17 protein-coding genes are annotated in these 21,162 nt (G+C 68.4%); 12 read left to right on the forward strand and 5 right to left on the reverse strand.

Annotated features, from left to right (window positions below):
* From PKE84_RS05585 to PKE84_RS05600, 4 genes are all read left to right on the forward strand, one after another.
* The coding region (locus tag PKE84_RS05585) for a cell wall-binding repeat-containing protein (protein ID WP_271176236.1) at positions 1-750 on the forward strand (750 nt) is incomplete at its 5' end.
* A gap of 36 nt (positions 751-786) precedes the next feature.
* Complete coding sequence (locus PKE84_RS05590; protein ID WP_271176237.1) at positions 787-1,398, forward strand: dTDP-4-dehydrorhamnose 3,5-epimerase family protein; 612 nt, start codon at positions 787-789, stop codon at positions 1,396-1,398.
* A 6-nt stretch (positions 1,399-1,404) separates the two neighbouring features.
* Complete coding sequence (gene rfbA, locus PKE84_RS05595) at positions 1,405-2,274, forward strand: glucose-1-phosphate thymidylyltransferase RfbA (protein WP_271176238.1); 870 nt, start codon at positions 1,405-1,407, stop codon at positions 2,272-2,274.
* A gap of 94 nt (positions 2,275-2,368) precedes the next feature.
* Complete coding sequence (locus PKE84_RS05600) at positions 2,369-4,441, forward strand: cell wall-binding repeat-containing protein (RefSeq protein WP_271176239.1); 2,073 nt, start codon at positions 2,369-2,371, stop codon at positions 4,439-4,441.
* Between the two features lie 19 nt (positions 4,442-4,460).
* Here PKE84_RS05600 and PKE84_RS05605 read toward each other — a convergent pair whose 3' ends face one another.
* A complete protein-coding gene (locus PKE84_RS05605; RefSeq protein WP_271176240.1) occupies positions 4,461-5,306 on the reverse strand; it encodes a glycosyltransferase family 2 protein in 846 nt (281 codons plus the stop codon).
* Positions 5,303-7,804, reverse strand: a complete 2,502-nt coding sequence (locus PKE84_RS05610) for a glycosyltransferase (protein ID WP_271176241.1) — start codon at positions 7,802-7,804, stop codon at positions 5,303-5,305. Before PKE84_RS05610 ends, PKE84_RS05605 begins: the two co-directional genes overlap by 4 nt.
* A 146-nt stretch (positions 7,805-7,950) precedes the next feature.
* Here PKE84_RS05610 and PKE84_RS05615 point away from each other — a divergent pair, with 146 nt between their 5' ends.
* The 5 genes from PKE84_RS05615 (at position 7,951) to PKE84_RS05635 (ending at position 14,561) form a co-directional block, all read left to right on the forward strand.
* A complete protein-coding gene (locus PKE84_RS05615) occupies positions 7,951-9,066 on the forward strand; it encodes a glycosyltransferase family 2 protein (RefSeq protein ID WP_271176242.1) in 1,116 nt (371 codons plus the stop codon).
* A 76-nt stretch (positions 9,067-9,142) separates the two neighbouring features.
* The gene (locus tag PKE84_RS05620) at positions 9,143-10,066 is read left to right on the forward strand and encodes an ABC transporter permease (RefSeq protein WP_271176243.1); all 924 of its coding nucleotides are present in this window, start codon (positions 9,143-9,145) and stop codon (positions 10,064-10,066) included.
* A 10-nt stretch (positions 10,067-10,076) separates the two neighbouring features.
* Positions 10,077-11,315 carry an ABC transporter ATP-binding protein gene (locus PKE84_RS05625; protein WP_271176244.1) on the forward strand — a complete coding sequence of 413 codons (1,239 nt, stop codon included), beginning with the start codon at positions 10,077-10,079 and terminating at the stop codon, positions 11,313-11,315.
* Positions 11,316-11,320: 5 nt separating this feature from the next.
* Positions 11,321-13,012, forward strand: a complete 1,692-nt coding sequence (locus PKE84_RS05630; RefSeq protein ID WP_271176245.1) for a glycosyltransferase family 2 protein — start codon at positions 11,321-11,323, stop codon at positions 13,010-13,012.
* Positions 13,013-13,043: 31 nt separating this feature from the next.
* Complete coding sequence (locus PKE84_RS05635; RefSeq protein WP_271176246.1) at positions 13,044-14,561, forward strand: DUF2142 domain-containing protein; 1,518 nt, start codon at positions 13,044-13,046, stop codon at positions 14,559-14,561.
* On the opposite strand, the gene PKE84_RS05640 is transcribed toward PKE84_RS05635, so the two are convergent.
* Positions 14,537-15,640, reverse strand: coding sequence for a glycosyltransferase family 4 protein (locus PKE84_RS05640; protein ID WP_271176247.1), 1,104 nt, complete (start codon positions 15,638-15,640; stop codon positions 14,537-14,539). The genes PKE84_RS05635 and PKE84_RS05640 overlap by 25 nt on opposite strands.
* 104 nt (positions 15,641-15,744) lie before the next feature.
* On the opposite strand from PKE84_RS05640, the gene PKE84_RS05645 reads away from it, so the two are divergent.
* Positions 15,745-17,034 carry a nucleotide sugar dehydrogenase gene (locus tag PKE84_RS05645; RefSeq protein WP_271176248.1) on the forward strand — a complete coding sequence of 430 codons (1,290 nt, stop codon included), beginning with the start codon at positions 15,745-15,747 and terminating at the stop codon, positions 17,032-17,034.
* 9 nt (positions 17,035-17,043) lie between these two features.
* Complete coding sequence (locus tag PKE84_RS05650; RefSeq protein WP_271176249.1) at positions 17,044-18,624, forward strand: DUF2142 domain-containing protein; 1,581 nt, start codon at positions 17,044-17,046, stop codon at positions 18,622-18,624.
* On the opposite strand, the gene PKE84_RS05655 is transcribed toward PKE84_RS05650, so the two are convergent.
* Both PKE84_RS05655 and PKE84_RS05660 read right to left on the reverse strand, forming a co-directional pair.
* On the reverse strand, positions 18,557-19,516 hold the full coding sequence (locus tag PKE84_RS05655; RefSeq protein WP_271176250.1) for a glycosyltransferase family 2 protein: 960 nt from the start codon (positions 19,514-19,516) through the stop codon (positions 18,557-18,559). The genes PKE84_RS05650 and PKE84_RS05655 overlap by 68 nt on opposite strands.
* Position 19,517: 1 nt before the next feature.
* A complete protein-coding gene (locus tag PKE84_RS05660) occupies positions 19,518-19,970 on the reverse strand; it encodes a GtrA family protein (protein WP_271176251.1) in 453 nt (150 codons plus the stop codon).
* 72 nt (positions 19,971-20,042) lie between these two features.
* Between PKE84_RS05660 and wecB the strand changes: the two genes are divergently transcribed.
* Positions 20,043-21,107 carry a non-hydrolyzing UDP-N-acetylglucosamine 2-epimerase gene (gene wecB / locus PKE84_RS05665; RefSeq protein WP_271176252.1) on the forward strand — a complete coding sequence of 355 codons (1,065 nt, stop codon included), beginning with the start codon at positions 20,043-20,045 and terminating at the stop codon, positions 21,105-21,107.
* Positions 21,108-21,162: the final 55 nt, after the last annotated feature.

The raw sequence follows: 21,162 nt of genomic DNA on the forward strand, positions 1-21,162 counted from the left end.
GCCCCCCTGCTCCTGGTGCAGCCGACGGGCGTGCCCTCGAACGTGCTCGCCGAGGTGAAGCGGCTCAAGCCGAAGAAGATCATCGTCGTCGGCGGCCAGGGCTCGGTGAGCACGGCCGTGATGCAGAAGCTTGCGACCGTGCAGCCGAACATCGCCCGGCGCGCCGGCGTCGACAGGTATGACGCCTCTCGCACCGTCGTCGCCGATGCGTGGGCAGCGACCGGGGCGAAGACGGTGTACATCGCGACCGGTGCCACCTTCCCGGACGCGTTGTCGGCGGGAGCCGCGGCAGGCGCTCGATCGGCGCCCGTGCTGCTCGTGAACGGCTCCCGGAGCTCGCTGGATGCACCGACGCTCGCGCTCCTCCGCTCGCTCGGGACCACGACCGTGCACATCGTCGGCGGCAAGGCGTCGGTCTCGGCCGGCATCCAGGCGCAGCTGGCGAAGCTGATGACCGTCGGCCGCTACGACGGAGCCGACAGGTTCGCGGTCAGCGCCAACCTCAACGTCAACAGCTTCAAAGGCACCGCCCCCGCCGTTTATCTCGCGAACGGCTTCGTCTTCCCCGACGCCCTCGCCGGAGCAGCGGCCGCCGGTGCCGCGAAGAGCCCGCTGTACGTGGTGAAGCCCACCTGCGTACCGAGCGCCGCCGCATCTGGAGCTCTCGGGGTGAAGCCGGCCAAGCTCGCCCTCCTGGGCGGGCCCGCATCGGTGAGCAACGAGGTCTCCAAGCTCACCGTGTGCCGCTGAGATTTCGTGCGCGTCGGCGATTGGTAGACTCCGTTGGTGCAAATCCGTGAACTCTCCGTGCCCGACGCGTACGAAATCACCCCCAAGCAGATCGCCGACGACCGTGGCCTGTTCCTGGAGTGGTACCGGTTCGACCGGCTCGAGGAGGCGGTGGGGCATTCCCTCGACCTCAAGCAGGCCAACACCTCGGTGTCGCGGCGGGGTTCCGTCCGAGGGATCCACTTCGCCGACATCCCGCCGAGCCAGGCCAAGTACGTCACGGCACCTCGCGGGGCCGTGCTGGACTTCGTCATCGACATCCGGGTGGGATCGCCGACGTTCGGCACCTGGGACTCGGTCCTCCTCGACGACGTCGATCGTCGGGCCATCTACGTTGCCGAAGGCCTCGGCCACTGCTTCGTCGCGCTCACCGATGACGCGACCGTGAGCTACCTGGTGACGGATGTGTACAACCCGACCAGGGAGCACGGCATCAACCCGCTCGACGCCGACATCGCGCTGCGCTTCCCGGAGGAGGCAGGCGAACTGCTGCTCTCACCCAAGGACACGGACGCGCCGGGGCTGGCCGAGGCCGCCGAGCTGGGGCTCCTGCCGACCTGGGACGCCGCGCGGGCTTTCTACGCGTCACTCGACAACGGAGGAAACTAGACGACCATGCGTGGAATCATCCTGGCCGGCGGATCCGGCACGCGGCTGTGGCCGATCACCAAGGGCATCTCGAAGCAGCTCATGCCCATCTACGACAAGCCGATGGTCTACTACCCGCTGTCCACGCTCATGATGGCCGGCATCAACGAGATCCTGATCATCACCACGCCCGAGTACAACGAGCAGTTCAAAGCGCTCCTCGGCGACGGCTCCTCGCTGGGCATCCGGCTCGAGTACGCGGTGCAGCCGTCTCCGGACGGTCTCGCGCAGGCCTTCATCATCGGCGAGGAGTTCATCGGCGACGAGTCGGTGGCGCTGGTGCTCGGGGACAACATCTTCCACGGCGCCGGCCTCGGCTCGTCGCTGCGCAACCACAATGACATCGACGGCGCCCTGATCTTCGCGTATCACGTGAGCAACCCGACCTCCTACGGCGTCGTCGAGTTCGACGACAGCTTCACGGCGGTCTCGATTGAGGAGAAGCCGGTCACGCCGAAGAGCAACTACGCCGTGCCCGGACTCTACTTCTACGACAATTCGGTCGTCGCGATCGCCAAGACCATCGAGCCGAGCGCCCGTGGCGAGTTGGAGATCTCGACGGTCAACGAGCGCTACCTCGAGGCGGGCAAGCTGCAGGTGCAGGTGCTCGACCGGGGAACGGCCTGGCTGGACACCGGGACATTCGAGTCGATGATGCAGGCCTCCGAGTATGTGCGCGTGATCGAGGACCGGCAGGGGTTCAAGGTCGGCTGTATCGAGGAGATCGCCTGGCGTGCCGGGTGGATCGACGACGCCAAGCTGGCGGAGCTCGCGGGTCCGCTCGTGAAGAGCGGGTACGGCCGCTATCTCGAGGGGTTGCTCGCCGCCGAAAGCTGAGTTTCGCTCGTTAATTGCGAATCCATGCAGATGGATGCAATTTCATTGCGTGGCTGGCATCCTGCACGCGTCGATTCTGGATAGGTTGAGACCCGTGTTGACCCGACCCGCCCGCACGCGCCTCATCGCCGCCTTCCTCACCGCCATCGCTCTGGCTCTCGGAACGCTGACGATCGCGGCGCCGGCCGAGCGGGCGGACGCGGCGGTCGCGTCGGCGTTCACACCCGGCTACCTGATCAGCGACGACAACTTCTACAACGGCAACGCAATCGACGTTCCCACGATCCAGACCTTCCTCAACGCGGAGGTCCCCACCTGCCGCAGCGGGTACACCTGCCTCAAGAGCTACACCCAGGCCACGGTCTCCCGCCCGGCCGACGCGATGTGCGCCGCGTACGCCGGCGCCTCGCTCGAGAGCGCTGCCACGATCGTCTACAAGGTCGGTCGCGCCTGCGGTATCAGCCAGAAGGCCCTCATCGTGCTGCTCGAGAAGGAGCAGAGCCTCGTGACGGATTCGTGGCCGACCTCGGGCCAGTACCGGAAGGCGACCGGATACGGCTGCCCGGACACGTCGGCGTGCGATGCGAGGTACTACGGCTTCTACAACCAGGTGTACATGGCGGCCTGGCAGTTCAAGCGTTATGGGAATCCTCCCGGCACGAGCCAGGCGTTCACCCGGTATCCGGTCGGCAAGGTCAGCTCGATCCTCTACAACGTGCCGGACTCCAAGTGCGGCGCGTCGAACGTGCTGGTGAAGAACGCCGCGACGGCGGCGCTGTACTACTACACGCCCTATCAGCCGAACGCGGCGGCCCTCGCGAACCTTTACGGAACGGGCGACACGTGCTCCGCGTACGGCAACCGCAACTTCTGGCGGCTGTACAGCGACTGGTTCGGCTCGCCGACCGCGAGCACAGCGCCGATCGGCATGTACGACACCGCCACCCTCGGCGCGACGGCGTACACCCTGACCGGCTGGGCCATCGATAAATCCTCGGTGCAGAAATCGATCAACGTCCGCATCACGCTGAACACCCCCGCCGGAACGACGACGACGACCGTGGCGGCGAACACCTCGCGACCCGATGTCGGCGCCGCGTATCCCGGAGCGGGCAACGCCCACGGGTTCGTCGTGTCCGTTCCGCGGAACAACGCCAACGGTCAGTTCATGGCCTGCGTGACGGCCATCGCTGCCCCGGGGAACCCGGCGGGTGACACGAACTTCGGCTGCAAGAACACGTTCTATTCACCAGCTGTGAAGGGCTCGCCCGTCGTCTCCCGGCTCAGTGGGGCCGACCGGTTCGCCACCTCGGTCGCGGTCTCGACGGCGACCTACCCGCAGCCAGGAGTGCCGGTGGCGTACATCGCCTCCGGAACGAAGTTCGCCGACGCCCTGAGCGCTGGTCCCGCCGCGGCTGCCCAGGGTGGCCCGCTGCTGCTCGTCGCCCCCGGGGGCCTGCCGGCCACGATCGCGGCCGAGCTGCGCAGACTTGCGCCCAAGAAGATCGTCATCGTGGGCGGGCCGGCGGCCGTGAGCGAGACCGTCGCGGCGCAACTGAGGTCGATCCAGCCGAACGTGCAACGCATCGCGGGAGTGAACCGGTTCGAGACCTCCCAGAAGGTGGCGGCGACGGTCTTCGGCCGGGCCACGGCCGCCTACGTCGCTTCGGCGTACAACTTCCCGGATGCACTGTCGGCGACTGCCGCGGCCGGAGCGACGAAGAAGCCCATCATCCTGATCGACAGCACGGCAGCGGTGCTCGACCCGGGCACGGCAGCGTTCCTGTCGTCGTCGAAGATCCGGGCCGTGGCCATCGTGGGAGGGCCCGCCGTGATCAAGCCGACGATGGAGGCGAGCCTCAAGCTCGCCGGCTCGACGTCCGTCAGGCTGGGCGGGTCCAACCGCTACGGCACGAGCCACCTCGTGAACATGGACGCGTTCGACGCCGCGACGACGGTGTACATCGCGACCGGGCTGTCGTTCCCGGATGCGCTGGCCGGTGCGGCGGCTGCCGGCGCCACCGCGAGCCCGCTGTTCGTGGTGCCCGGTACCTGCGTGCCGCGGGGGATCGGCAACGACATCGTGACGCTCGGTGCGAAGAAGGTCGTGATGCTCGGCGGCCCGGCCGCGCTGGCCCCCTCGATCAACACGTTGCCGCCCTGCTGACCGCCGTCCACTGCTGACGTCAGCGCGAGACCCACCAGAGGCGCCCCCAGAGGCCGAGGCGGAGTGCCAGCCTGACGGGCGCGTTGTACCAGCCGGAGTACCGCCGTGACAGATAGCGGTAGGCGCTGTCGTGATGCGCCTTCTCCATCCGCTTGACGTTGCGCGAGGCGGAGTGCGCTCCGGAGTGGGTGATCACCGCGTCGGGCACGTAGACGTTCGCCCATCCGGCACGACCGAGACGATCGCCGAGATCGACGTCTTCGAAGTACATGAAGTACGACAGGTCGAAGCCGCCGATGGCGCGGTAGGCCTCCGGGCGGATGAGCAGGCACGCACCCGAGAGCCAGCCGGCGTTGCGGCGCCGGTCGTTCTCCCGCTCGGCACGGTAGGCCACGGTCCACGGATTTCCCGGCCAGATCCGGCCGAAGACGGCGTGAGCGACTCCGGTGCGGAGGCTGGGAAGCTGCCGGGCCGAGGGATAGACGTCGCCCTCCGCCGTGAGGATCTTCGGGCCGAAGGATCCGCCGCCCGGCAACTCGTCGGCGGCCTGCACCAGCAGGTCGACCGAGCCGGGTTCGAGTACGACGTCGGGGTTCGAGACGAGGATATAGTCATACGGCTGCGTCGCGGCGTCGATCGCTGCGGCCACGCCTGATCCGTACCCGACATTGTCGGGCAGCAGGAAGAAGCGCGCGCCGGACGCCTCCGTGACGGCGCGGGTCTCGTCCGCCTCGGAGGAGGCGTTCTCGGCCACGATCACTTCACCGACGGACGAGCCGGCAGCCGGGATCGACGCGAGGAAATGGCTCACCGCCTCCGTCGAGTTGTACGTGACGGTGACGACGAGGACGGAGCGCTCGCTCATTCTGCGGCGTCGCGCCTGCGCGTCTGGCGGGCGCGGTAGCGCGTCACGACCGCGCCGGGCCCGCCCTCGCGCAGGTAGTACATCGCCCGCTCGAAGTCGCGGCGCACGCCGGTGCTCGGCACCCGATCGGACTTCTTCTTCTTTTTCGACGTGCCGTCGGAGCCCTTCTTGCCCGAGACGGCCTTGTCAGCCGCGTGCGCGGGGTTCTGGCAGAACGCCACGAGTGGAGCGAGCGTGTTCGACCAGCGGAAGTCCTCGCGCACCACGGCGACGTTCTTGCGCGCTGTCGCCGTCGCCTTCTCGGTGTAGAGGAGTCGCTCCATCGCCGTCACCAACGCGCGCTGGTCGCGTTCGGGCACGGCGGCGCCCAGCGAGCGTTCGGCGACCAGGTCGCCGAAGCTGTCGCCCTCGGTGGTGACGATCGGGAGCCCGGCCCACAGGTAGTCCAGGATGCGCGTGCGGAACGAGAACGTCGTCTCGACGTGCTGGAAATGGGTCGAGACACCGAGGTCGGCGTCGAGCAGGTAGTTCTGGCGCTCCTCGAAGGGCACCCAGTTCTCGTTGAAGAACACGTGGGTGCCGAGGAGGCCGAGCTCCTCGGCCAGGCGCTTCGCCTCGCCGACGACCTCCATCTCCGGAACATCCGGATTCGGGTGCTTGACCCCCATGAAGAACAGCTTCACGTCCGGATGCTTCACAGCGAGCTCGCCGACGGCGCGGATGAGCGTCTGCGGGTCGAACCAGTTGTAGATGCCGCCGCCCCAGACGATGACCTTGTCGTCGGCGCCGATGCCGGGGACCGCTCCGCGGATCGCGTGGCGGGTCTGCACGGGGTCGTCGCTCGAGATGCCGAACGGAGCGACGGCGATGAGCGAATCGAGTTCGGAGTCGCGGGAGTAGGTGTAGGCATTCACGCGGCCGAGTCCCGCGAGCTGGCCCAGCCAGAAGTGCCGCTGACGGTCGCTGGCGCACAGGAAGAAGTCGCCGGCCTCGAGCTGGTGATTGAGGGACAGGGTCGCGTCGGCGATCTGCTTGTTCCACAGCTTGATCGTCTGCCCCCTGCCCTGTTCGAGCTGTTCGAGGTGCATCGGGTCGTAGACGTCGACGACGAGGATCTTCTTGGTCTTCTCGAGCACGGGGAAGAGCATCAGGGCGTTGCCCTGAACGATGATCACGTCGGCCCACTGTTCGTGCTCCACCATGGAGCTCGGGCGGTGATGCGAGACGGCGGCGAGCTCGAACGGAGCGTCGACCGCCTCGACACGGTTCATCGAGACGAGGCGCACGTCGTGTTCGCCCGCGAGCTCCTTGGCGATGTGCCAGGCGCGGATCGCCGGCCCTGCCATGCGGCCGCCGACCGGGTCGCCGGTGATGACCAGAATGCGTCGCCGCGCCGACGACGACAGCACGTCGAGGTTGCGCACGATCTTCTCGTAGCCCTCGAGGTAGCTCTCGATGGGGTAGGCGGGCTCGTCCACGTTCCCGAACAGCCGCCGCAGCTCGCGATCGCTGCGCACGCGGGTGCTCTGCACCTTCTCGCGCGCCTCGCTCATCTCGGGCAGCAACTCGACCAGCTGGTCGATCGCGAAGACACCGGCCATGGTCGACTTGGAGACGGGCATCGTGGGCTCGTCGTCCCCGCCCGGCTTGCGCAGGTCGAGGCCGGTCGAGTCGAGCTTGCCGCGGGCAACGGCCCGGCGCACCGCGAGCAGAAGGGCTCCGGAGAACACGTCGCTGAGCGACTCGTCGTCGAGGTTCTTGTAGAGCGTGTAGAGGGCGTTGCGCTCGAGCAGGTACTCCTCGCGGAAGTTGCCGAACTTGTTCATCGACGCATGGTGCTTGTGGTACGCCAGCGACTTCGGCTGGAACCGGAATCGGTGGCCGAGGAGATTCAGCCGCCAGCCCAGGTCGACATCGTCGTAGAACATGAAGTAGTTGTCGTCGAACCCGCCGAGCTCTTCGAAGATCTCGGCCCGAATGAACATGGCGGCGCCGGTGCCGAACAGCACGTCCTTCTCCACGTCCCACGAGCCGCGGTCCGGCTCGCCGGCGTGCGGCTTGTAGCCCATGCCGTACCAGGTGACGGCGGCATCGAGGTAGTCGACGTTCACGCCGTCCCAGTCGAGCACCTTGCTCGCGACCGCCCCGATGTCGAGACCGGTGGAGAAGGTGCCGATCGCCTCGGCGATCCAGTCGGCGTGCGGCTTGGCGTCGTTGTTCAGGAACGCGACGAACTCGCCTGTCGAGTTCGCGACGCCCAGGTTGCAGCCGCCGGTGAAGCCGAGGTTGGCGCCCGAGTCGATGAGAGTGATCTCGTCGCCGAGCGCGGTGAGCTTCTCGAGGCTGTCGTCACCCGACCCGTTCTCGACGACCACGATCTCGAGGAGCTCGCTCGGCCAGTTGAGCTGCTGCAGGCCCCGGATGCACTCGATGGTGTCGTCCGCGCCGCGGAAGTTGACGAGGACTACGGAGACGACCCCGGTGCGACGCTTCTTCATGTACCTCGAATCCTTTGCGGTCCGTCGATGAACGCGGAGCAGTCTACAAGGTGGGACTGGCAGGCATCCGAGTATTCGATGCGCGGTATGGAATGATGAGTGATCACTCGAAAGCTCACACGAAAGCGATCCCTGTGCGACTTGCCATGACACTGATGGTCCGCGACGAGGCGGATGTCATCGGTTCGATGATCGAGCACTCCCTTGCTCAGGGCGTGGACACACTCATCGTCACCGACAACGGCTCGCTCGACGGGACCGTCGAGATCCTGGAGTCGTTCGGCGATGCCATCGACCTGCGCCACGATCCCGTGCAGCGCAAGCAGCAGTTCTCCGTGGTCACCGGCATGGCCAGGGACGCCGCAACGCAGTACGGGGCCGACTGGGTGATCAACGCCGACGCCGACGAGTTCTGGCTCCCCACCGCGGGCGGCGCGACGCTGCGCGAGGTCTTCGAGCTGCTGCCGCGCGAGCTGGCGACGTTCCGGGTCGACGTGGTCGACATGACGGGGGCGCCCGCCCAACGAGGCACCGGACTCCAGCGCCTGGTCTACCGCGATACGCGCCCCGTGGAGCGGCTGAACGAGCTGGGCATCCACGCGCACTCGACGCCGGACGCCGTGCACGTCGGCAGCGCGGAGATCGAGGTCGCCCAGGGCAACCACTTCGTGAACCTCGAGCAGAACGGCGAGGTGCCGAACGGCCTCGGCGTCGAAGTGCTGCACTTCCCCTGGCGCTCGTGGGAGCAGTTCGAGGGCAAGGTCGCCAAGGCGGGCCAGGCCTACGCGGCGAATCCGGAACTGCAGCCGAGTCCCAATCACCACGGGATGCGGGAGTACTACCGATGGCTGGCGGGTGCCCTGCAGGCGTACTACGTCATCCGGCACCCCGACGCCGAGGAGCTTGCGGCCGGCATCCGCGACGGGGTCTTCGTCGAGGAGACCAGGATCGCTTCGACCGTGCCGTCGGCTGTCCCCGACGTCCCGCTCTCCGACGACGCCCTGATCGCGGGCAGGCGATTCGGCCCGGTGCTGGCTGCGAGCGAGGCGCAGTCGATCGGCGAGCTCCGGGCCAAAGACGCGAGGATCGCCGAGCTCCTCCGCAACGTCGACGAGGGCAAGCAGCGCATCGACGGGCTCATCGACGAGGTGCGCGAGGCCGGTGATCGCATCGGTGCTCTGCAGCTCGAACTGAACATGCTCCCGACCAGGCGCATCAAGCGGGCGGCGGGTCGCGTGGTCGACCGCGTGCGCAAGCACTGACGCCCGCGGCGGGGTCCGCCTCTCCCGGCCGCTCCCAGCTTCGCTCGCAGGCGTGCGGATATGCTTACACCTGCCCATGACGACTCCACTCTCTGACAGCGAGATGCGCGAAGCGCGCTTCGCGGCCCTCGCCTCGACACCGATGGTGCAGGTCGGTCCGACGGCCGGTGCCTTCGGCAAGACCTGGGCCGCCATCCGCGACGTCTTCGCCCAGCGTGAAATGCTCGGCCTGCTGGTGCGCCGCGACCTCAAGGCCCGCTACAAAGACAGCGCGCTCGGGTTCGTCTGGTCGCTCGTGCGTCCTCTCACCCAACTCGCGATCTACTACGTGGTCATCGGGCACTTCCTGCAGGCGGCGAAGGGCACGCCCGACTTCGCGATCTACGTCTTCACCGGACTCACGGCCTTCGCGCTGTTCAGCGAGATCGTGTCGAGCGGCACCTCGTCGATCGTCGGCAACGCGGGGCTGATCAAGAAGATCTATCTACCGAGAGAGATCTTCCCGCTCGCCAGCGTCGGGTCGGCGCTGTTCAACTTCCTGATCCAGTTCGGGATCCTCGTCATCGCGACGCTGGTGTTCGGCAAGTTCCCGATCCACCCGGGCATCGTGTACCTGGTTCCGTCCTTCCTGCTCCTGGTGATCTTCGGCACGGCGTTCGGCATCCTGCTCTCGGCGCTGAACGTGTATCTGCGCGACATCCAGTACCTCGTCGAGGTCTCGATGATGATCCTCATGTGGGCATCGCCCATCGTGTACCCCTGGTCGACCGTGCAGCATGCGCTCGGCAACGGGGTGCTCCTCGACATCTACACCGACAACCCGATCACGCTCGCGGTGCTGGGGTTCCAGCGCGCCATGTGGGTGGCCGGCGACACGGTGCCTTCCCCCGACTGGCTGATGCCGCGCATCCTGATCGCCTGCGTCATCGGCCTCGTGATGCTGTTCGGCTTCCAGCGCGTCTTCGCGCGGCTGCAGGGCAACTTCGCCCAGGAACTGTGACGGAGCGGCGATGACGGACACTACGCAGACCGTGCCGGAAGGCCCCGAGATCATTGTGATCGACGACGTCTCCAAGCGCTTCGTCGTACGCAAGGACAACTCGCTCAAGGAGCGACTCGTCGCCTTCGGGCGCGGGCGCCAGCACCGAGAGGACTTCTGGGCCCTCCGCGACGTCTCCGCGCGCATCACCGCAGGCACGACCGTCGGTCTGATCGGCCACAACGGCTCGGGCAAGTCGACACTGCTGAAGGTCATCGGCGGAATTCTGGAGCCGACGAGCGGCACGGTCAGCCATCGTGGGCGGATCGCCGCGCTGCTCGAACTGGGAGCAGGCTTCCACCCCGACCTCACCGGCCGCGAGAACGTGTACCTGAACGCCTCGATCCTCGGGCTGTCGCGCGCGGAGACGGATGAGCGCTTCGACGAGATCGTCGCGTTCTCCGGCATCGCCGCCTTCATCGACACCCAGGTCAAGTTCTACTCGTCGGGCATGTATGTGCGACTGGCGTTCGCCGTCGCCGTGCACACCGATCCCGACATCCTGCTCGTCGATGAGATCCTGGCGGTCGGCGATGAGGCGTTCCAGCGCAAATGCCTCGACAAGATCCGTTCGTTCCAGGAGCAGGGCCGCACCATCCTCCTGGTCACGCACTCACTGAGCCAGGTCACCGAACTCTGCGACTGGGTGATCCTGCTCGACAAGGGCAACGTGATCTTCGAGGGAGAGCCGAACAAGGGCGTCGCCCTGCTGCGCGAGAACCTCGAAGAGCGCCGCCTCGCCGAGGGCGGCGACCAGGCCGGGATCATGGGCAGGGGCAAGATCCTCGGGGCCCGCGTGCACCGCGCCGGCGGCGACGAACACGATCCGGTCGTCCCGGGCGACGACCTGGTGGTCGAGCTCGACGTCGAGCACTACGACGGTCTCGACAACTGGATGGCCGCGGTGCAGATCGACTCCACCACCGGTCAGGCCGTCTACGGCACGACCACCAAACGGCTCGGTCTGCACCTGGACCGGCTCACCTCGCCGCGGACCATCCGGTTCACGATCAAGGACGTGCGCTTCGGCACGGGCAAGTACTTCGTGAACCTGTCCCTCATGGACGATGCCGGGCGGCACATCCACGACCTCCCGCAGGTCGCCTCGTTCGACGTCCCGTACTACGAATTCGCTGTCGGCGCTGTGTTCGCCGAGCCCGTCGCCGACGACCTCGGCGAGGTGGCGCTCACGGGCGAGCAGCGGAGCTGACCGGCATGACCCTCACGGTCGTGCTCCGTCTGACCGATGGTGACGACGACATCGTGGCGGCGTCCGTGCTCCACTATCGCAGCGAGGGTGTCGACCGCGTCATCATCGTCGACGGCAGCGCGAGCGCAGCTGTGAGCACGGCGTTCGAAGCCGTCGACCCCGACGATCGTGCGGGGGCCGTTCTCACCCGTTCGTGGGACCCGGAGGGCGACGGCTGGAGACTGGACGCGCAGGGCGGCGAGTTCTGGGTCGCGACGACCACCGGGGTCCGCCTCGTCGACGCCTTCGAGCGCATCGAGCGTGGGATCGGTCGCATCGACGTGCCCGTCGTGCCGATGACCGGGCAGCGCGCTCTCTCCGGGCCGGGGTTCGCCCGCCTGACCTTTCGCGATCTGCGGCCGGGCGCCGCGATCGCCGGGGGCCGACCGGCGACGCGAACCGCTCTGCGCGCCGGCGACGAGTCCCCGGCAGAGGCGCCGGGGATCGAGGTTCTGCGGCTCGCCGACCGCTCGGTCGAACAAGTGCGGGCGCGTGACGGTCTCTCCGACACCGTGGGAGTCGCCCGGTATCTCGCGGAGCCGGGCACGGACGACGTGATCGCGGCAGCCGTGACGGCCGGGTCGCTCAGGGCCGAGAATCGGCTCGCCCCGCTCGCTGCGGCCGGAATCGCCGACGTCGCGCTCACCGCCGACGCCGAGGCCGTTGCGCTGCGCGCCGGTCTCGCCGGCGCTCTCGACCGGATCGACGTTCTCGAGCCGGTCGCGGCACAGGCGTCGGCGGCGGAGGCAGAGCTGCGTCGTCTCGCCGGACGGCGGGCGGTGCGCGTCGCCGATTCGACGGTCAGGATCGCCGGGGCGACCATCGGTCGTGCGCGTCGTGCGGCCGCCAGCGGTCGACGCACGCTCGCCGAGCGCCGTCGCGCGCGCGCGGACCAGCGCCGCGCGTCCGCGGTGCAGCGCCTCCTCACGCAGCCGCTGCGCCCTGCTGTCGTCGTCGGAGCCCCGGCAGCGGACGCCGTGCCGGTCATCATGTGCCTCTGGAACCGGCCGGCGCGTTTCGACGCCATCGTGCGCATGATCGCCGGACAGCAGCTCGATCGCCCGTTGCGGCTGATCCTGTGGAACAACGGTCCCGCTCATCAGGCGGAATACGAGCGGCGGCTCGCGGCGCTCGCGGAATCGTTCGAGGGGACCGCCCACGCCGTCGAGCTCATCCGATCGCCGGCGAACATCGGCGGCGTCGCGCGGTTCGTCGTCGCACGTCGCCTCTGGCTGGATGGGTTGCGCGGACCGTTCATCATGCTCGACGACGACCAGCTGGTCGGTCCGGACTTCGCGGCGACGATGCTGGCCGAGTACGAGCCGCGCACGATCGCGGCATGGTGGGCGTTCGGCAACCACGGCAGCCACTGGAAGCGCTCCGAACTGGAGCCGGGGGAGCCGGCCGACTACGCCGGAACCGGTGGGGCGATCGTCGACCTCGACCTCGTGGCCGACCCGTCGTTCTTCGAACTGCCTCCGCGCTTCCTGATGCTCGAAGACCAGTGGATGACGTTCGTCGCCGTCAGCCGCGGCTGGCGCGTGCGCAAGTCGGCCGTCGCCATCGACCAGGTCATGCAGGAGGAGTCGGGCAACCAGTACCACGCGCTCCGGGCGCTCAAAGACGAGTTCTACGCTTACCTGTATGCCGACCGGTAAGCGGCGCGACAGCTGCCGCTAAGCTTCTCCAGTGCTCGTTTCTCCTCCCGCTCCGCGTCGCCGTCGACGGTGGACCTACATCGCACTCGTTCCGCTCCTCACCCTTCTTGCTCTCGTAGCCTGGGCCGTCTCGTCGCCGATCGGGTCGAGCCCCGACGACGATTACCACCTCCCCAGCATCTGGTGCGGGCTCGGCGACCGCCCCGGGATCTGCGAGCAGGTCCCCGGTCATCCGGATCAGCGGGCCGTGCCCGACGCGATCGCGGACTCGAAGTGCAACGTGAAGCCGGAGATCGCGGTCTGCCAGAATCGGCAGGCACCCCCGGCGGGCACGATGACGCCGACGACGCGCGGCAACTTCCAGGGCATCTACCCGCCCGTCTACTACTCGTTCATGAGCATCTTCGTCACGCCGAACGTCGCGGCGACGGTGATCGGGCTCCGTATCCTGAACGCCGTCATCTTCGTCGGGCTGATGTCGCTGCTCTACTGGCTGCTCGCTCCATCGCGGCGACGCACCCTGATCTGGACGTGGGCCATCGGCATCGTCCCCCTCGGGATGTTCCTGGTCGCCTCCAACAACCCGAGCGCCTGGGCGGTGATCTCCGGCGGTTCGCTCTGGCTGGCGCTCCTCGGCTACTTCGAGTCGAGCGGGCGGCGGGCGATCGGCCTGGGCATCCTGTCGGCCGTCCTCGCGGTGATGGGGGCTGGTGCGCGTGCCGACGGGGCGGTCTATACCGTGCTGGCGATCGGCGTCGCCGGGGTGCTCTCGATCGATCGCAGCCGCGCCTTCTGGCTCAAAGCGATCCTCCCCGCTGCGCTCGTGGTCCTCGCCGCCTTCTTCTATCTGACCGCCGGGCAGTCCGGCGTCTCATCGAGCGGCTTCAGCAACAAAGACGAGGTCATCACGATCCCGGCACTGCTTTGGAGCAACCTGCTCAACCTGCCGTCGATCTGGGCAGGCAATCTCGGCACCTGGGGTCTCGGGTGGCTGGACACCCCGATGCCCGCCGTGGTCTGGGTGACCGGCGTCGCCGTCTTCGGCGCCGTGACGTTCGCCGGACTGCGCTCCGCATCGGCTCGCAAGCTGATCGCGCTGGCCGCGGTCTTCCTCACGCTGTTCGCCATCCCGATGTGGTTGCTCTACGTCAGCCGTGCGCAGGTCGGCGTGCAGGTGCAGCCGCGTTACGTGCTGCCGGTGCTGCTGATGTTCGCCGGCGTCGCGCTGCTCACCGTGCGCGGGCGCACGTTCGGGTTCGGCCGGCTGCAGGTCGCCGTCATCGCGGTCGTCGTCGCAGTGGCCAATGCGGCGGCGCTCCACGTGAACATGCGCCGCTACATCTCGGGGCTCACGGTGAACGACTGGAACCTCAACCACTACGTCGTGTGGTGGTGGAGCGTGCCGATCTCCCCGATGGTCGCCTGGCTGTTCGGCGTCGTCACCTTCGCCGCGGCGATCGCCCTCGCGCTCTGGTACATCGAGGTGCGGGGGCCCCGGTCGTCAGCGCTCGACGAGCCGGATGATCAGCCCGCGGTGACCGCCGCGTAGATCGCTCCGAACTGGTCGGCGATGCGCCGGCGGCTGAACCTCTCCCGGATGGGCTCGGCGAGGGTCGCCGACGGGACGTCGCTCAGTCCATCTACCGCGCGCAGGATCGCCGCTGTGTATCCGGCGACGGTGAGGTCGTCGGTGATCACGCCGTTGCTCTCGTCGATGTAATCCGTGAAGCCGCCCACCCGGCCGGCCACGACGGGCAGGCCGGCGGAGAGTGCTTCGGCGGCCGCCGTGAAGAAGTTCTCCTGCTCCGTCGGGAGGAAGAAGAGGTTCGCCTTCTCGAAGTACTCGAAGACGGCGTCGGGATCGACCATGCCGGTGAGGGTGAAGCGGTCGGCGACGCCGAGACGCCGCGACTCCGCCTCGACGTCCGCCTGCAGCGGGCCGCCGCCGACCCAGGTCATCGAGACGTCGGGCCGTTCCTTGGCCAGTTCGGCAACCACGTCGACGGCCATCAGCGGGTTCTTGCGAGGGACGAGAAAGCCGACACCGACCATCCGGATGCCGGCGGGGTCGCGCTGGATCACCGGGCGCGGGTTCTCGACGACGCAGGGCACGACATCGACGGGACGACCGCCGGAGAGTTCGCTCAGCACGGCGCCGAGCTGGCCGGTGACGGCTGTGAGGTGACGGGGGCGACGCAGGACGCGCCGCATCCAGGCGAGCCGTTCCCAGGTGCGTGAGACGCTCGCCGGGTTGGTGACCCCGTTCCAGTGCTCGGTGTGGACCCACGCGGGCCGCGAGAACGGCAGCGCGACGGCAGCGACGAGCGCCGAGGAGAACGCCATGGTGTGCAGGATGTCGGAAGCGCGCACCGCGCGCGCGATCGCGACGAGCATCCGGGCGCTGCGCAGCGGGTGCCGCGGGCTCAGCGAGCGGCGTTGCACGCGGATGCCCCCGTAGACCTCGTTCACGTCCGGTGCCGAGCTCCCGAGCCGCACGTGGATCACGGCGACGTCCGAGTCGAGCGCGATCGCCTGGGCATGGTTCAGATTGAACGGCGCCTGCGCGGGCTGCGCCTCACTGGGGAACCATGTGGTGACCACCGTGACACGGCGCTTCTTGTCTGACACCCGTCGAGGATACAAGATCGCCCTGGGCGGCCCGGTGCGGGGCGCTCGCGCGGGCCACGTAGGATTGGGGGGTTCGATTGCATCCCGTGGGAAGTGACAGATAGATGAAGATTGCGGTCATCGCGCTCGGCAAGATCGGTTTGCCCCTCGCCGTACAGTTCGCCTCGAAAGGGCACGAGGTGGTCGGCGTCGACGTCAACCCCCGCACCGTCGAGCTGGTGAACGCCGCGCAGGTCCCCTTCCCCGGTGAGACCGACCTCGACGAGAAGCTGACCGCAGCAGTCTCCGCCGGTTCGCTGCGGGCGACCACCGATTACGCGGATGCCGTTCCCGGCGCCGACGCCGTCGTGATCGTCGTCCCTCTGTTCGTCGACCTCGACGCCCGACCCGACTTCGCCTGGATGGATTCCGCCACCGAATCGGTCGCCGCCCACCTCACTCCCGGCACGCTGATCTCGTACGAGACGACCTTGCCCGTCGGCACCACGCGCGAGCGCTGGACGCCACGCCTGGAGGAGATCTCGGGACTCACCGAGGGCGTCGATTTCGACGTCGTCTTCTCGCCGGAGCGTGTGCTCTCCGGGCGCATCTTCGCCGACCTGCGCAAGTACCCCAAGCTGATCGGCGGGCTCACCGAGCGCGGCGCGGCGCGGGCGCTGGAGTTCTACGAGGCCGTGCTCGACTTCGACGAGCGGCCCGACCTGCCGCGCCCCAACGGCGTCTGGGACCTCGGGTCCGCCGAGGCGGCGGAGTTCGCCAAGCTGGCCGAGACCACGTATCGGGATGTCAACATCGGCCTGGCGAATCAGTTCGCCCGCTACGCCGAACGCACGGGCATCGACGTGTACCAGGTGATCGACGCCTCCAACTCGCAGCCGTACAGCCACATCCACCGGCCGGGCATCGCCGTCGGCGGCCACTGCATCCCGGTGTACCCGCGGCTCTACCTGTGGAACGACCCCGAGGCGACGATCGTTCGCGCCGCGCGCGAGGCGAACGCTGCCATGCCGGCGCACGCCGTCTCGATGCTCGAGGGCGCCTACGGCGAGCTGACCGGCGCCCGGGTGGTCGTGCTCGGCGCCGCCTACCGCGGAGGGGTCAAGGAGACCGCGTTCTCCGGCGTCTTCCCCACCGTCGAGGCGCTCCGTGCGCGGGGTGCCGTCCCCGTCGTCCACGACCCCCTCTACAGCGACGATGAACTGCGGGCTCTCGGCCTCGAGCCGTACACCCTCGGCGATCCGGCGGACGCGGCCGTCATCCAGACCGACCACGCCGAGTACAAGCCGCTCGGGCCGAGCGACATCCCGGGCGTGAAGGCCCTGGTCGACGGCCGGAGGCTCAGTTCTGCCGATATGTGGCCCGGCGTCGTGTACCGGGTGGTCGGAGTCTCCTAAGCTCAGGCCATGCGCAGGGTGGCGAACTCGATCTGGCTGAGTGGCCTGGTCTCCTTCGCGGCCCTGTTCCTGGTGTCGGGGGCCTGGTCCATCGCCACCCCGCTCTCGGCGAGCCCAGACGAGCCGTCCCACATCATCAAGGCCGCTGCGGTCGTGCGCGGTGAACTCGTCGGCAAGCCCCTCCCGCAGTCCGGTTACACCGAGGTGCGCGTGCCGAGCGCCGAAGGCGACGCCTGGTTGTGGACGTGCTTCGCCTTCTATCCGAACAAGTCGGCATCGTGCCAGGGCACGCCTCCCGGTTCGAGCGCCATTGTCACGGCGAAGACGTCGGCCGGGCTCTACAACCCGGTGTACTACGCCCTGGTCGGCTGGCCGAGCCTGCTGTTCAGCGAGCCGCACGCGGTCGTCTTCTCCATGCGGCTGCTCACGGCGCTGCTCTGCTCGGCTCTGCTGGCGGTCGCGGTCGCCGCCCTCTTCGCATTCCGGCGGTCGGCCGTCGCCGGTGCAGCAGCGCTCGCGATCGCGACGCCGACGACCATGTTCCTGAGCGGCAGCGTCAATCCGAACGCCGTCGAGATCGCAGCGGGCGCAGCCCTGCTCGCTCTGCTGCTGCTGCTCGTACGCGGACCGGAGCTGCAGCGCCGGCGCACCGTGCTCGTGCTGATCGCCGTCACCGGCGTGCTGCTGGCCAACACACGAGCGCTGTCGCCGCTGTGGATGTTGCTGATCGTGATCATCGCCCTCGTCGCGGCCGACCCGGAGCGGCTCCGGGAGCTCTTCCGCCGGCCTGCGGTGTGGGTGACGATCGGGGTGGTCGGGATCGGTGTGATCGCGTCGGTGCTGTGGACGATGCGCGTGGGAGTGCTCTCCGGATTCGGGCACTTCCCCGGTCAGGATGTCAGCCCGTCCGGCGCCTTCATCGCGATGATCCTCGACCGCTCGTTCGACCGCGGGATGATCGGGCTCTTCGGCTGGCTCGACACCCCCGCCCCGCCGTTCGTGATCGCCTTCGGTACGCTGCTCGCGATGGGCACGGCCGTCGCGGCTCTCATCGTCGCCCGCGGAAGGCTCCTGGCCGCCGTGCTCGTCGCCGTCGCCGGCTACCTCCTCGTGCCCGCCGTGACGCAAGCGCTGTCGATCCGGCAGTCCGGCTACATCTGGCAGGGGCGGTACTCCCTCATCGCGTACGCCTGCGTCCTGGTGATCAGTGCCGTCGCGATCGCCGGGCCGGCTTCGCAGCCTGGTGCGCGGCCAGGGCCGGCGCGCGCCGGTGTCATCGTGCCCCGCCACCTCCTGCTGCGCGGGGTGATCACCCTCGGCGGACTCGCTGCGCTGGCGCAGACCTTGTCGATCGCGGGTGCGCTGCGGCGCTACGCGGTGGGAGAAGCGGGCACCTGGTCGTACTTCATCCTCGCGCCCCAGTGGCAGGCTCCCGGGTCGAACATCCTGTGGATCGTGGTCGCGCTCGCAGGCAGCGGACTCTTCGTCTGGCTGTGGGCGGCACGTGTGGCGGCCGAGACGGTCAGTCCTCGAACGCCGGATACGTCGGAGTCGACGGACTCGCCTGAATATCGAGCTGAAGCGCGCTGATCAGCATCTGCGCCCCGAAGATCAGGGGCAGTGCGGCCAGCATGACGGTCGCGGCGGTCGCCACCACGGACCCGGCGACCTGGAAGCACACCCAGATCGCGATCCCCAGACCGACGCCGAAGAGGATGAGGCCGAGGAAGAGCAGCAGCGCGACCGGCGAGAACGACCAGAGCACGTAGCGGTACCAGATCCGGCGCCAGAACCCTCTGGTCAGCAGGCTGAGGAGCTCGGGGACCACCCGGGACAGCCGGATGCTCGACGCCTCGATGCCGTAGACGGCGGGGATCGGGACGTCGATGGCGGGCACCTGCAGGATGTTCAAGTGGATCAGCAGGTCGTTCTCGAAGCTGTAGCGCTTGGCCACGGCATCGAGCGGCACCCGGCGCAGCACCTCGGTGCGCACGGCCGTGTAGCCGTTCTGCGGATCGAACAGGTGCCAGTATCCGGATGCCAGCTTGGTGAGGAACGAGAGCGCGACATTGCCGAACACCCGGTAGCCTGGCATCCCGTGGAACGACTCGGGGGCGAAGAACCGGTTGGCCTTGGCGAACCCGTAGCCCTGCTTGGTCACGGCGTCGAGCAGCTCCGGCAGGTGCTCGGGGTCCATCTGCGCGTCGCCGGCCATGACCACGTTGACATCGGAGCCGAGCTCCATCGCGGCCCGGTGGGCTGTGATGATCGCGCCGCCGACGCCCTGATTGACCTCGTGACGGATGAGCACGACCCGCTGGTCACCGACAGCGCGCACGGCGCCGGACGTGTCGTCGGGGCTGTGGTCGTCCACGATCACGATGTGGTCGACGAACGCGGGCATCGTCTCGATCACCGTGGCGATCATCCGCTCCTCGTTGTAGGCGGGCACGACCGCGGCGATGCGGGCTCCGTTGTACACGTCAGGTCCTTTCGGTGCGGGCTTCTGCCACGTCGGGATCGGACGCGAACACCCAGTATCGGTAGGCGAAGTAGTTCCACGCGGTGCTCGCGACGGTCGCGATGACCTTGCCGCCGGCCCACCCCAGCACGGTGGTGTTCACGAGCGAGACGATGAGCACCGTCGCCAGCGTGTTGAACGCGACGAGGAGCGTGTAGCGCAGGATGGCTCGGCCGTGGGGGGCGCGCGAGTCGAACGAGAAGATCCGCTGGATCGTGTAGGTGAAGGCGAAGCTCACGAGGAACGCGACACCCGAGGCGAGCCAGACCGGCCATCCGAACACATCGTGGAGCAGTGCAAGGAGCCCGAAGTCGACGAGGAAGCTCAGGCCGCCGGCGATCAGGTAGCGGACGACCGAGCTGCGCAGGAGGCGGCGGGTGAGCGTCGCCCTCTCGTCGGCGGCGAACGGTGGCACGCAGAAAGTGTATGACCACGAGGGTCATCGGCCGTCGCGGCGCGTGCACTGCCCAGCAAGTAGGCTCAAAGGATGCGCGTTCTGAGTGTCGTCGGTGCCCGTCCCCAATTCGTGAAGCTCGCCCCCATCGCCGCCGCGATGCGCGACCGGGCCGAGCACATCGTGGTGCACACGGGCCAGCACTACGACGAGATCATGTCCGACGTCTTCTTCCGCGACCTCGGCATCCCTGCGCCGGATGTGAATCTCGCGGTCGGCTCCGGCAAGCACGGCGAGCAGACGGGCGCGATGCTCGCCGGGCTCGAGCCGGTCTTCGAGAAGTACCGGCCCGACTGGGTGCTCGTCTACGGCGACACCAACTCCACGCTCGCCGCAGCGGTGGCCGCGGTGAAACTGCACCTTCCGCTGGCGCACCTCGAGGCCGGCCTCCGCTCGTTCAACCGTCGTATGCCGGAGGAGCACAACCGGGTGCTCACCGATCATGCTGCCGACCTCCTCCTCGCGCCGACGCAGGTGGCGATGGACCATCTCGCAACCGAGGGTCTCGCGCAGCGCAGCGTGCTGGTCGGCGACGTCATGACCGACGTGCTGTACCAGGTGCGCGATCAGGTCGAGCGCTCCGGTCTCCGGCCGGCGGGGATGGAACCCGGGCAGTACTACGTCGCCACCATCCATCGGCCCGATAACACGGACGACCCGGCGCGACTCGCCGCCATCGTCGAGGCGCTGGGCGGACTCGACCGTCCGGTGCACCTGCTGGCGCACCCGCGCCTCGTCGCTGCGGCCGAGGCCGGGGGAGTCGACCTGCAGCAGGGATCGATCGTGCTGACCACTCCGCTGGCCTACCCGGACCTGATCGCCGCCGTGTCGTCGAGCGCCGGAGTCGTGACGGATTCCGGCGGCCTGCAGAAGGAGGCCTTCCTCCTCCGCGTGCCGTGCACGACGGTGCGGCCCGAGACCGAGTGGGTCGAGACGGTCGAGCTGGGCTGGAACGAGCTCGTGGGGTCCGACCTGCCGCGGCTGCGTGCCGCGGTTCAGCGTCCGCGGCCGGCAGCGACCGAGGCGACACCGTACGGCGACGGGCACGCCGCGGCGCGGGTCGTCGACGTACTCAGCGAGCGGATGACGCGGAGCTGATCGAGCCGCTCTGATCGAGCCGCTCTGATCGGCCCGGGCGCTGATCGGGCCCGGT

It is taken from the genome of Leifsonia poae (genome assembly GCF_027921845.1).
Classification (GTDB): Bacteria; Actinomycetota; Actinomycetes; order Actinomycetales; family Microbacteriaceae; genus Leifsonia; species Leifsonia poae.